The organism is Paraburkholderia lebeckiae, from assembly GCF_050436225.1.
GTDB classification, from domain to species: Bacteria; Pseudomonadota; Gammaproteobacteria; order Burkholderiales; family Burkholderiaceae; genus Paraburkholderia; species Paraburkholderia tuberum.
Map to the genome: position 1 here is coordinate 1,970,402 of NZ_JBNDLU010000001.1, position 12,360 is coordinate 1,982,761.

At 63.2% G+C, this 12,360-nt stretch carries 9 protein-coding genes and 1 pseudogene; 8 read left to right on the plus strand and 2 right to left on the minus strand.

The annotated features are described in order from the left end of the window. Positions 1-122: 122 nt before the first annotated feature. The 7 genes and pseudogenes from OKW45_RS09120 (at position 123) to OKW45_RS09150 (ending at position 9,049) form a co-directional block, all read left to right on the plus strand. On the plus strand, positions 123-1,223 hold the full coding sequence (locus tag OKW45_RS09120) for a PstS family phosphate ABC transporter substrate-binding protein (protein ID WP_018423291.1): 1,101 nt from the start codon (positions 123-125) through the stop codon (positions 1,221-1,223). 181 nt (positions 1,224-1,404) lie between these two features. Beyond that, positions 1,405-1,950, plus strand: coding sequence for a hypothetical protein (locus OKW45_RS09125; RefSeq protein ID WP_018423292.1), 546 nt, complete (start codon positions 1,405-1,407; stop codon positions 1,948-1,950). A gap of 98 nt (positions 1,951-2,048) precedes the next feature. Further along, a complete protein-coding gene (locus OKW45_RS09130; RefSeq protein ID WP_429467394.1) occupies positions 2,049-3,146 on the plus strand; it encodes a YncE family protein in 1,098 nt (365 codons plus the stop codon). A 117-nt stretch (positions 3,147-3,263) separates the two neighbouring features. Continuing rightward, a pseudogene (locus tag OKW45_RS09135) lies at positions 3,264-3,568 on the plus strand (citrate-proton symporter); the annotation flags it as partial. Between the two features lie 222 nt (positions 3,569-3,790). After that, a complete protein-coding gene (locus OKW45_RS09140; protein WP_429467395.1) occupies positions 3,791-5,089 on the plus strand; it encodes an ATP citrate lyase citrate-binding domain-containing protein in 1,299 nt (432 codons plus the stop codon). 10 nt (positions 5,090-5,099) lie between these two features. Then, entirely contained in the window at positions 5,100-7,799 is a 2,700-nt protein-coding gene (locus tag OKW45_RS09145; protein WP_429469320.1) for a CoA-binding protein, read from the plus strand. A 623-nt stretch (positions 7,800-8,422) separates the two neighbouring features. Continuing rightward, a complete protein-coding gene (locus tag OKW45_RS09150) occupies positions 8,423-9,049 on the plus strand; it encodes a tyrosine-type recombinase/integrase (protein WP_429469322.1) in 627 nt (208 codons plus the stop codon). A gap of 304 nt (positions 9,050-9,353) precedes the next feature. Here the strand turns inward: OKW45_RS09150 and OKW45_RS09155 are convergent, their stop codons facing one another. After that, on the minus strand, positions 9,354-10,739 hold the full coding sequence (locus tag OKW45_RS09155) for a sensor histidine kinase (protein WP_429467397.1): 1,386 nt from the start codon (positions 10,737-10,739) through the stop codon (positions 9,354-9,356). Next, on the minus strand, positions 10,726-11,409 hold the full coding sequence (locus OKW45_RS09160; protein ID WP_018423298.1) for a response regulator transcription factor: 684 nt from the start codon (positions 11,407-11,409) through the stop codon (positions 10,726-10,728). The genes OKW45_RS09155 and OKW45_RS09160 overlap by 14 nt, the downstream gene beginning before the upstream one ends. Positions 11,410-11,571: 162 nt before the next feature. On the opposite strand from OKW45_RS09160, the gene OKW45_RS09165 reads away from it, so the two are divergent. Beyond that, the gene (locus OKW45_RS09165) at positions 11,572-12,249 is read left to right on the plus strand and encodes a response regulator transcription factor (RefSeq protein ID WP_018423299.1); all 678 of its coding nucleotides are present in this window, start codon (positions 11,572-11,574) and stop codon (positions 12,247-12,249) included. Positions 12,250-12,360: the final 111 nt, after the last annotated feature.

The following is a 12,360-nucleotide window of genomic DNA, read 5'->3' on the forward strand; positions in this document are numbered from 1 at the left end:
GGCGAAAGCATCGCCGATGCACGACGCGCGTCGGCCGGGCCGACCCACCCCGATACGCAGCACGCAACGAATCGTCCCGCCGAGGGCGAACTCACGAGTACATCTTCAATCAGGAGACGCACATGAAACAGACGCAGAGGGTTGGCGGGTTGCGCAGGTCTGCGGCGGCATCGGCCGCGGCAGTGATCGGCATCGCGGCGCTGGGCGCGCTGACGTCGCCGCCGGCATTCGCCCTGAAGTACGCGGCCGTCGAGCATCACCTCAAGGTCGACCCATCGATACCGATCTGGCATCCGGGCGAAGTCCAGTCCGTGCCGGAGGAAGACCTTCGTCTCGTCGGCGCTGACGTAATGGATGAAATCACGCTGGGGTGGATCAAGATGTATCGCAAGGCCTATCCGCGCCTGAGCGTCACCATGGAAGCCAAGGCGTCCGGTGCCGGCGGCCCGGCGCTGACCAACGGCACGGCGGACCTGGCGCCGGTCGGGCGCGAATTGCTGCCGGCCGAGGAGCAAGCCTTCGTCGACAAGTTCGGCTACAAGCCGTTCGCCATTCGCGTCGCGACAGGCAGTGTCGGGTCGCTCGGCAAGACGGCGACGTCGGTCGTGCTGGTCGACAAGGACAATCCGATCAAGGGATTGACGATGGCCCAGCTCGACGCGATCTATTCGAAGACGCGCAATCGCGGCCACGCCGAGATCACCACGTGGGGCGACGTGGGGCTCGGCGGCGAATGGGCCGACCGGCCGATTCACCTCTACGGCCTCAAGCCGGTCAACGGCATCGAATACTTCCTGAAGCTGAACCTGCTGGAAGGCGGCGAATACAAGGACAACATCCAGTTCGTCAAGGGCAAGGGCTTCACGCATGCGTTCACGGTGGCCGCCGAGGACATGGCGACGCATCCGGGCGGGCTCACGTACGCACTGCTGGCCAACGTCACGCCGAACGTGAAGGTCGTGCCGCTGGCAGCCAGCGAAGGCGGACCGTTCCTCGCGCCGACACTGCAGAACGTGTACACGCACAAGTATCCGCTCTCGCGCTATGTGTACATCTTCGTCAACAAGAAGCCCGGCGAGCCGCTGCAGCCGAAGATCAAGGAATTCCTGAAACTGGTGTTGAGCCGCGAGGGACAGGACGTGGTCGCGAAAGAAGGCGTCTATATCCCGTTGACACCGGCCGTCGTCAAGGAAGAGCTGGCGAAGCTCGATCAGGCGGAGTGACCATGCGACGCGCGAACGCGCAACCGCCGCCAGTCGCCGTGACGGCAACGGTCGTTGCGACGGCCTCCCAATTTCAGGCTGAATTTGCGTTCAGATCGCGTTAACGCTCGTTCAAGGTGGCGAGCCTACACTCGACTCGCACCTGCTTCCATGACGCCCATCGGGCAAAGAGAGGAGACACATGAAGATCCTGACCAAGACCCTGCTCGCCGCGACGCTCGGCCTCCTGTCGGCTTCCGCGCTGTATGCGGTTGACACCGCAGTCGCCGCGCCCGAGCCGCACGCCAGGAACTGGACGCCGCCGAGCGCGAAGATCTTTGCTCAGAAACTGTCCGAGCAAATCATGCAACAGCATCCCGAGTTACTCAGTGTGACTTTGCACGGCGTTCCTCCGGGTATGCAGGATGCCTACACGATGTTCGCCGGTTCCTACCTCGAGCGCATCGGCAATGCCGACGATCCGGACGACATCGACATCTCGAAAAAGGGCATCACGATCGTCGACCCGCGCTGGCATCGTCCCAATGACACGGTCAAGAAGTTCGTGATGATGCTGCCGCTGCGAGACGCGAGCGGCCAGAACGTCGGCGAGATCGTGCTCGCGTACAAGAACGACGGCGCCAATGCAAAGGGCGAGACCGCCTTCTTCCTCGCATCGACGGGCCTGCGTGACGCGCTGCAGAAGCAGATCCCGAGCTACGCCGCGTTGTTCGAACCCGCGAAGTAGCCGCGCGCACGGCCCGCCGTTCGCTTGCAATGCCTCGTCCCCGGCGCGCCGGGGACGAGGCTGTATTCAACGAGCCATCCCCATTCAGGAGTCTGACCATGCGTTTGCGAATTTCCGCGATCGTATCTCTGACGACGCTCGCGGCCCTGTGTGCGACGCTGCCGCACACTGCCTGCGCGGCGGCGCCCTCGGTCGATGCAGCCAGCCCGGCGGGCGCACCTCTGCGGCTGATCGGCAGCACGGCGTTGCCGGACTACAAAGGCGATTTCGACCACTTCGCCGCCGACGTTGACGGCGGGCGGCTGTTCCTCGCCGGAGAAGACGGCGCCACGCTCGAAGTATTCGATCTCGGCAGCGGCAAGCATCTGCGCACGGTCAAGGGTTTCGACCAGCCCCACGCCATCTTGTACCTGCCGGACCTGAACCGTCTGATCGTCACCGACAGCGGCGCCGGCATGACGCGCATCGTCGACGGAACGAGCTATCGCGTCATCGGTTCGATCCAGCTCACCGTCGGTGCGGACTCGATGCGCTACGACCCGTCGCGCCGTCACATGTACATTGTCACGGGCGGTAAAAACGCCGAGCCGAAGATGACGCGGACGATCGTCTCGGAGGTCGATCCGCGCACGGGCAGCCATGTCGGCGACGTGAATTTCGACAGCGACTTTACCGAAGCGATGGCGGCCGAGCAGCGCGGCCACCGTCTCTTCGTCAACGTGACGGGCAAGAGCACGCTTGCCGTCGTCGACAAGGCAACGCGCCAGGTGATTGCGAACTGGCCTATCCATGGCGCGGAACTGAATGCGCCGATGGCATTCGACGAGACCCATCGACGCCTGTTTGTCGGCACGCGCAAGCCGTTCAAGCTGCTTGTGCTCAATGCCGCGAACGGCAACACGATCGCGACGTTCGACGCGCCCCAGCGCACGAACGAAGTGATCTTCGACGAAGTCAACCAACGCATCTACATGGCCGGCGACGACTATCTTGGCGTGATCCAGCAGAAGGATCCCGGCCATTACGAGGAAATCGCACGCGTGCCGACGGCCAAGGGCGCCAAGACGGCGCTTCTGGTGCCTGCACGCCACTGCCTGTATGTCGCGGTCTCGCCTGGCGAATCAGGCGCTGGCGGAAGGCTGCTGCGCTTCGATGTGTTGCCGGGCACTGGCGTGAAGACGCCTGCCGGAATGTAAGTGCTTGCCACAGCTCGTCTAAATCCCAGAGCTCTACATCCGCGGGTGAAACCATTCTCGCGTAGCTGACTGTTTCTTGGCGCGGCAGGGACTTGAGAAACGCACTCGGACACTGTGCGCATGCTCGCGGTGCTGCTGTGGTTGTCGTTCTTTTTCGGGATGTATAACGGCGCGATGGTCGCGGCTCTGACTGAAGTCATGCCGGTCAACGTGCGCGTCGCTGGTTTCTCGCTCGCTTTCAGCCTTGCAACCGCGTCTTTGGCGGATTTACTCCCGCCGTGTCGACCTGTCTCATTCAAGTGACCGGCGACAAGGCGGCGCCCGGTTATTGGTTGAGTTTCGCACCCGTATGTGGCCTCGTCGCGACGCTTGTGCTCTATCGACGAGGCGGTGCAGCGGAGCGATCGGCGACCGTCGCCTGACGGGTCGCGCAAGGCACGCATCTCGTCGCGTGGCCCGCAGACCGGCCGGATAAAAGTGCCTATGCGCCCCGCGCCGAATGATTCGGTTCCAACAACCTTTGCTCGCGGATCGCCGCGTCCCGGCAAACCGGCATCTCACGACTGGGTTCACCACTGTCCGCCCGCAACGTGCTGTTTTGTAAGCAGGCGAAGTGCATTGCTTAAACTTCAGGAGACATTTCCATGCAAATCACCGGTATGTTGCACGGCGCGCGCCTGCTGCAATTCGTCGGATTTCCGGCGAGTGAGATCCTCGGCCCGGGCGCCAGCGAGGAGGAAGTCAAGGCGCTGATCGACCGTCATCGCCAGATCTTCATCAAGCCCGTCTTCAAGGGCGGAGTCGGCAAGAAAGGCAAGGCGGGTTTGCTTGGCCGCGCGACCGACCTGAAGACCGCGCTCGCGGAAAAGGAGCGGCTCTACTTCGCCGGGCATACCGTCGGCCACATCGAGGCGAAGGCGAATGGCGTCACCTTCGAAGCCGGTGTGCCGGCCACGCACGAAGTCTACTTCTCGATCACGGATTCCACCCGCTTTCGCGCACCGACCATGACGCTCTCCCACATGGGCGGCATGGACATCGAGGAAGTCGACCCGAAACAGGTGGCGATGGTGCCGTTCGATGCGCTGACCGGGCTGAAGGCGTTCGTCGTAGCGAATGCACTGAGCGAGATCGGCGCGCCGAAGGAGATCATTTCGCCGCTCGTGCAGCAGTTGCCGAAACTCTGGGAACTCTTTCACGACTTCGGCATGACGACGCTCGAGTTGAACCCGATCCGCATGCGCGAGGACAGGCACGGTCGCCTTACGCCGGTTGCGTGCGACTTCAAGTGCGGCTTCGATCGCGACGATCCGCGCTGGGCGCGGCTTGGCCTGCCGCCTCATCTGTTCGCCGCCGATTACTCGGATTTCGAGCAGGAGATCAACCAGCTTCGCACCCACCAGGGCCAGAGCAATGTGTATGTGATCAACGAGAAGGGGACGATCCTCGCCCCGACCTTCGGCGGCGGCGCCAACTCGCTCGTCACCGAAATGCTGGGCGACGCCGCGATCATCTCGTCGGATTTCGGCGGCAATCCGCCTTACGCGAAGATGAAGGAAGTGGCGCGCATCTGTTTCAGGCACTGGCTCGGACAGGCGAACGTGCTCTTCATCATTGGCGGCAAGTCCAATAACACGGACATCTACGAGACGCTGCGCGCCATGGCCGACGCCCTGCGCGAGCACTTCAGCGAGTATGGGCCGACACCGCTTTACGTGGTGCTGGGCCGGGGAGGTCCGAACCTCGTGCGCGGCATGTCGGCGCTGAGGGACACCTGCGACTCGCTGGGCCTGCCCTACCGGCTGTTCGGCTTCGACTCTGACATCAGCGAAGTGATCCAGTACGCACGCCAGGCGGACGCCTGGATGCGCGCCGGCGGCCGCGCCCAGATCGCAGCAAGGATTGGCGCGTCATCGAGGCAAACCGGAACGGCTCATGCCTGAGGAGATCGACATGTACAAGCAAGGCAGCAATACGTTCAGGTACTTCGTTGGCGTCAACTCACTCGCACAGATCGCCACGCGCGAGGATCGCGTGTGCGTGCTCAACATCCTGGGCGGTGAATCGTCGGACGTGACGCCCGTGAGTCACGCATTCTCGGGCGGTAACGTCGTATTCGGCACCGCGCCGGGCAAGGGCGGGCAAGTGCTCGCGACGCCGGCCGGCGATATCCCCGTGTACAACAACGTCCGTGAGGGCCTGCAGGCGGGACACCGGTTCAACTGCGGCGTCGTTTACCTGCCGCCGTCCGCGGCCCGCGACGGCGTCGCTGAGCTGATTCGCGTGAATCCCGAGCTGCGGAAGATTTTCATCATCACCGAGAAGATCGCGGTCCACGACGCCCGCGAAATCCGCGCGATGGGCCAGCAGGCGGGCATCGACATCTTCGGCGCGAACGGCCTCGGCGTCGCCGATTCGTGGAATCGCGTGAGGATCGGCGGAGCGCTCGGCGGCGACAGTCCTGACGATTCGTTGCGCAAGGGCTCGATCGCGATCTTCTCCAACTCCGGTGGCTTCAGCACGACGATTGCGCAATACCTGCGCATGGGTGGCTGGGGCACGTCGACGGTCATCTCGAGCGGCAAGGACGTCTACATCCACTATGCCGCGCCGGAATTCGCGTTCGCACTCGCCAACGATGCGCGCAGCAAGGCTGCGGTGCTTTACTGCGAACCGGGTGGCTACTACGAGGCCGATGCGGTCTTCACGAAGCCAGTCGTCGCGTGCGTCGTGGGTCGGTGGAAGAGCCGCCTCACGCGGGCAGTCGGCCACGCCGGCGCGATGGCCGGCGGCAACGACGATGCGCAAGCCAAGGAACGCTGGTTCATGCAGAAGTTCGGCGTCGAGCGCCTCTTCACGCCGGATGATCCATGCTGCTCGACGAAGGGTGCCGTGGTGACGAACATCGCGCACATCCCGGCCGCGCTGAGCGCCGTGATGCGCGCCAACGCGACGATGCCCGATTTCGAGTCGGAGGGCAGTCTCGCACTCAAGCCGTGGTTTGGCTCCGATCAGGGCATCGCGCTGCCGGAGGGCCTCGGGATTCCGGTCGTGGAAGCTGTTGCGCCGTATAACGAGCAGGTCCATCAGGTCAATCGGCAGATCGGCGTGATCGCTCCGCGCCAGGCGCTCAAGGACGCATCGGGCGCGTCGCAGATGGATGCGAAGACGCAGGTGAGCAGCCTGCACGGCGCGTCGATGCTGGAGGCCGCGACGCGTTCGCTCGAAGCGAACGTCGGCCTTGCCCTGCTGCACGAGTTCGGCGGAGAAAACGACGAAAAACTCATCGATGTCGCGATCGCCGCATTCGTCAATCTGCACGGCAGGCCGGAACTCGCGGCGGCGCAAGCAGCACGCGAGGCCGGCAATGCACCCAACGCCATTCTGGCCGCCGCGGCGTCGATCGTCGGGCCGAAACGTCAGCGCGCGGCGCGGGACGTCACCAGGTGGCTGATCGATCGTTTTGCGGCCGCTGGTCTTGCCGACGCGCTGAATGAAACCTTCGACGTCGCACGCATCGACGCAAGCGGCTGTGAACAGTTCTTCACCGACTCCCGCGATCCGCTCGCCGAAGCAATGCTCGCGGGACTCGCCGCGCGCGGCGCGAAATCGGCGTTCGTGCGCTGGCTCACGTCTCAGCCCGCTCACCCGACCGGCGACGCGGTGCTGGCCGCGATCACGACGACGCTGGCGTGGGGCCCGCTCATGCGCAAGCGCATCTCGCGCGTGACCGCCGAAAGCCTGCCCTGGTGGAGCATGCTGTTTGGGACGCTGATCGGTGCATCGGCTGACGCATCGCGGCATCGCCCGGACGGTTTCTGCGGCTTCTCCACCGACGAATTGCTGAACGAGCGCAGTCTCACCGAAATCGGCTTCGCCGCGCTGCTCAACCTGAAGCCGGGTCCGGACGACCTGTTCGCCTTCAAGACGCTCGTCGGTCTGCTGCTCACCAACGGTCCGGGAGCCATCTCGGCGCAGGGAGCAAAGGGCGCGGTATCCGCCGACGGCCCGGAAAGCCCCGAGCGCGTGCAACTCAACAAGGCGCTGGTCGGCTTTCTCTCGCATACCGGCTACACGCACGGCGGGAACGGGTACGAGGGTATCGCGTTCCTGATGGATGCTTTCAGGGAAACCGCGCTGGACGATCCGTCGAAGCCCGGCCACGGCGTGGACCTGCGCTCGCTCGCCGAGCGCTCCGTCGAGCGCTATGCGCAGTACAAGGCGCGGCAGAAGCATGCGGGCAGCCTCGATATCGCGAAGCTGCCGGGCGTGAACCATCCCGTCTTCAAGGACAGACCGGTCAACCACGACCCGCGCGAAGTGTTCATCGCGGAACTGTGCGGGAAGCGTGGGGAATATAACGTGTTCCATGCGTACTACCGCGAGCTGGTGCAGGCGTTGTTCGAGGCAGGCGTCTCGCGCAACGTCTATTGCGTCAATGTCGATGCGGTGATCGCCGCATTGCTGCTGAAGATGCTGTGGCAGCCGCTGCAACGTGGTGAATTCAGCGAGTCCGATCTGGAGACCGCCGCGTTCACGATCTTCCTTTATCCGCGCATGCTCGGCTGCGCGGCGGAAATCGACGATCATCTCAACCGCGGACGCAACATGGACACCCGAACGCCCGCGTCCCAGTGCCGCTTCGTGGCCTGAGCGCGAGTCTTACCGGCGCGGGACAAGGCAACCACGTGGCTGCTGTGCTTTAGGGCAGTTGCGGGCTTTCTCCCGCGTCCATTGATAACCAGCGGACATCGATCGTTCCAAAGACGACGTTCGCTCGAATGCCGCACGCGGATTGCGCGCTCGAGCATGTAGACAGGGCGGCTCAGAGCCGACCACAAGATGTTGACCGCATCGGGGGCCTTCCGGAAGCCACCCAACTATACGACGGCTCGAAACGCCTGCAAATCATCCAGGTCGAAGTTGACGCCCCAGGCCATCCTCTGCGTAGTACAGCGGCTGTTGTGCATGATGCTGGCCAAAGTGGCCATCGGGACCGACGTTCTAGAGCGCCGACAATTGCTGCTGGACCGAATTGCGAACGTCCGTATTCGGCGCCTGTATAGAATTCAACTATGTATAGTTTGTTGGCTGCGAATTCGTGTAATGTAGGTGCAGCGCGGCTGGCGGCGGGCTGGTTAGCGATCTTCCAGACATAGTTTCGGCATCGGAGTCCAGTGGTGGTCCTACTTCAGGAGACCGCCATGAAAAACGTCCGACTTCCTCAACGCTGTTCACCAACTGGCTCAACGAGCGGCCCTTGGCGCCTCATGTCGATGCGTTCGTGCAGTACCTGGCGGACCGCGGTGACGGCGAAAAAGAATGGAGGCAAGTTGGTTGGTCAGAAGCCGCCGCTGAAGCCGAAAGACGTCTGGGCAATCCGGATTCACCTCCAGAACGCGCACGCGGTTCGTGATCTAGCGCTATTCAATCTTGCGATCGACAGCAAGCTGCGCGGGTGCGACCTCGTCAACCTGCATGTCCGCGACGTAACCCACGGCAATCAGATACTGCCGCGCGCGATGATAATGCAGCGTAAGACCAAACGACCCGTGCAGTTCGAGGTCACAGAGCCCGCTCGCGCTGCGGTCGCTGCATGGATCGAGAAGGCTAAGCTGAGGTCCGACGACTATCTTTTCCCAAGCCGCCTTTCTCGGTCGCCGCATATCTCAACGCGACAATACGCCCGGAAGGTGTATCAATGGGTCGCCGCGATCGGCCTTGATCCGACCGCTTACGGTGCACACTCAATGCGTCGGACGAAGGCTCCTTTGATTTACAAGCGGACGAAGAACCTCAGAGCGGTCCAACTTCTGCTGGGACATAGGCTCGAAAGCACCGTTCGATACCTCGGCATAGAGGTCGACGATGCGCTCGAGATCTCAGCGCAAACTGAGATCTAAAAACACGCCGCGGCCGTACGACAGGCTGTTTGGGCGGATTCAACCGGTCGATGCAATAGTTCGATGACACCCATCATCCTCGCATCTGACAAAGGGTAGCAATCCTTTCCCGCAGCGCACCTCCCGCCGAATTCCAGATTGCGCGCTCTGGCGTGTGACGGTTAGGGTGAGCGCGTGCATGGGGCGCCAATCTGAGCGTTTTTTTCGCGCAAGGCTCTATGTAACAAAAAACAGTACGCGGAGCAGAAGCTTAGGCCCGCCGAGAACCTTACGGAGCGAGGTCAATGCACCGGCAGGTTATCGATCATCGGCTATCCGCAATATGACGTTGGGTACGTTGGGCGGGTTTGAACAGGCTGATCTCGCAACCAACGTTCGTGTCGTGGAACGCCAGCATCATGCCGTGCATGCCGGCTACGGCGGTGGCAAGACTGAGCCCCAGGCCGCTGCCGGGCGTATGACGGCTCGCCTCTCCACGATAAAAACGGCGCAGGACGGCATCGCGCTCGGTCGGTGCGATGCCTGGTCCATCGTCCTTGACCGTCACGCCGGCGCCTCTTGTGTCATGCCACAGCGTGATACGCACGGCTCCGCCATGCGGTGCGAACTTGACGGCATTCTCCACCAGATTCGCCAGTGCCTCGAACAGCAGATTCGGATCGCCCTGGATCTCCAGCGGCCCGGACACGGTGCGCTGCAGTTCGAAGGCAATCTGCTTGTCTTCGGCGGTCGGCTCGTAGAATTCGAACACGTCGTCGGCCACCGCGGCCAGATCGACGCTGGTGAAGCCGGCGCGGCGCACGCCGCTTTCGATTTCCGAAATGCGCAGCAGGGCGTTGAAAGTGCGTAGCAGGCCGCTGGTTTCCACGATGGTTTCATCAATGGCCGCGCGATACTCTGCCTCGGTTCTGGCGCGCCGTTGCGCACGTTCGAGTCCGCCGAGCACCCGCGTAAGCGGCGTGCGTAGATCGTGCGCAATCGCATCGCAGACGCCTTTGACCTCGTTCATCAGGCGCTCGATTTCGTCGAGCATCCCGTTCACGACGCCGACCAGGCGATCCACGTCGTCGCGTTTCGAATGCACCGGCAAACGCCTGCCGAGATTGCCGGCGACGATTTCCTCGATCGACGCGGTCACCGCATCGAGCCGCCGCATCGCCGAAACGCCAATCAGGGTCGCCCCGATCAGGCCGATCACGAGCGTGATCATCGCGGTGGAGAGCAGCGCATGCAGCAGTTCGTCGTCGAAGTGGTCGAGCTCGAGGGTGTTCTGGCATTGTAAAGCGATGCGGTTATCGGGCACGTGCGCGGCGATGCATCGGCCAGGCGGGTGGCCCGGCAGATTTGCGAGACGCATCGAAAACGGCTTGCCAAAGACGGGGATGGCCGGCAGATCGCCCGGATAGCCGCCGGCAAGATGTTTGCCGCTGGCTTCGAACAGGCCGAACGGGCGCTGGCGGCGCGGATCGAACTGGTTCTGATGTTCGAATCGCGCGACCAGTTCGTCCGGCGCTTCGCGTTTCAATTGTGCGTGCTCGCGAAGCAGCCAGTCGTCGATGCGCTCCTGTTCGAAGCCGGTGATCTCGCGGTACAGGTAACCGAACAGCAGCAGCGCGATCACGCCGAACAGCACCAGAAACAGCGTGGCGAGGCGAAAGCCGGTGGTGCGGTGCAGTTCAGTCAGGCGCATGTAGCATGTACCCCGAACCGCGCACGGTATCGATCATCGGAGCCGTCCCGTCCGGGTCGAGCTTCTTCCTGAGACGGCTGATGTGCACGTCGATCACGTTGGTCCGCTCGTCGAGCCGGTAGTCCCATACCGCTTCGAACAGCATGGTCCGGCTCACCACCTGACCCTGGTGCTGCATCAGGTATTCGAGCAGCCGGTACTCGCGCGGCAGCAGCGGTACCGGGCGGCCGGCGCAGGTCACTTCGCGTTTGAGCGGGTCCAGACGTAACGGGCCGACCTGGTACTCCTGCACAGCGGGCGCCGCCTCGCGCCGGCGCATCAACGCATCGAGCCGCGCGGTCAGTTCGATGAACTCGAACGGCTTGGTCAGATAGTCGTCGCCGCCGGCGCGCAAACCGCGCACACGTTCGTCGACCGCGGACAGCGCGCTCAGGATCAGCACCGGCGTGAGCACGCCGGCGCTGCGCAACGCCGACAGCATGCCGAGCCCTTCGAGGCCGCCCGGCAACATGCGATCGAGCACGATGGCGTCGTAACTGTTGGCGACCGCGAGCATCAAACCGTCGCGGCCGGTGCTCGCGGTTTCGACGCGGCAGCCGTGATCGGTGAGCGCTTCAACTATCTCTGCGAGAGTCTGCTCGTCGTCCTCGACGACCAATACGTTCGACATGCCTTTTTCCAGAAATGAGCGAGCGTCGAACCTGCGCTAGCCGGCCGATTTACACTAGGCTCGTACCTATGATGTCCGCAGTATGCCGCGCGAAGCTGCACAGGCGTTTCGCGCCAACATGAAAAAATTTTAATGTAAGCCCCTTAACGTAAGCCGCAGCGTATGCGAATCCTGCTGATCGAAGACGATACGCGCGCCAGCCAGTTCCTGGCGCGTGGCCTGAGCGAGAGCGGTCTGATTGTCGACACGGTGGCCGACGGCGCGACCGGGCTCGCCTATGCGCGCGAGGGCATCTACGACGTGATTGTGACTGATCGGCGCTTGCCGGCGCTCGACGGCCTGGCTCTCGTCCAGCAGTTGCGCGCCGGCGGGGATACGACGCCGGTGCTGATGCTGTCGGCGGTCGGCGGCCTGAACGAACGGGTGGAGGCGATTCGCGCAGGTTGCGACGACTATCTCGTGAAGCCGTATGCGTTCGTCGAAGCGCTGGCCAGAATCGAGGCGCTGGCGCGGCGCGCCGATCGCAGCAGGATGAGCGAGCGGCTCGAATGCGCGGATCTGGTACTCGACACGCGGGCGCGGACCGCAAACCGCGGCGGTCGTGATCTGCGCCTGCAGCACCGCGAATTCCTTTTGCTCGAATGTTTGGTGCGCCGCGAGGGGCAGGTCGTGACACGCAGCATGCTGCTCGAGGCGGCCTGGAATTACGATTTCGAGCCGCGCGGCAACATCATCGATATGCACATGCATCGGCTGCGGGCAAAGGTGGACCGCGACTTCCCGCTGGCGCTGATTCATACCGTGGTCGGCGCGGGATACGTGCTGAACCCGGCGCCCTGACACGCGCGGAACGCCCTGCAAGCCCCGGCTCGGCGCGCCGACGCGGCATGTTGCGCCGCATTAAATTTTTTTAATTAATGGGCGAAAGCGCCGACAGGACCCGCTGGCTAA

Bases quoted from the DNA above. Each gene is read 5' to 3' on its own strand.
- OKW45_RS09125 (WP_018423292.1), top strand. From the start codon at position 1,405: ATGAAGATCCTGACCAAGACCCTGCTCGCCGCGACGCTCGGCCTCCTG.
- OKW45_RS09150 (WP_429469322.1), top strand. From the start codon at position 8,423: ATGCGTTCGTGCAGTACCTGGCGGACCGCGGTGACGGCGAAAAAGAAT.
- OKW45_RS09160 (WP_018423298.1), bottom strand. From the start codon at position 11,409: ATGTCGAACGTATTGGTCGTCGAGGACGACGAGCAGACTCTCGCAGAG.
- OKW45_RS09155 (WP_429467397.1), bottom strand. From the start codon at position 10,739: ATGCGCCTGACTGAACTGCACCGCACCACCGGCTTTCGCCTCGCCACG.
- OKW45_RS09140 (WP_429467395.1), top strand. From the start codon at position 3,791: ATGCAAATCACCGGTATGTTGCACGGCGCGCGCCTGCTGCAATTCGTC.
- OKW45_RS09120 (WP_018423291.1), top strand. From the start codon at position 123: ATGAAACAGACGCAGAGGGTTGGCGGGTTGCGCAGGTCTGCGGCGGCA.
- OKW45_RS09145 (WP_429469320.1), top strand. From the start codon at position 5,100: ATGTACAAGCAAGGCAGCAATACGTTCAGGTACTTCGTTGGCGTCAAC.
- OKW45_RS09130 (WP_429467394.1), top strand. From the start codon at position 2,049: ATGCGTTTGCGAATTTCCGCGATCGTATCTCTGACGACGCTCGCGGCC.
- OKW45_RS09165 (WP_018423299.1), top strand. From the start codon at position 11,572: ATGCGAATCCTGCTGATCGAAGACGATACGCGCGCCAGCCAGTTCCTG.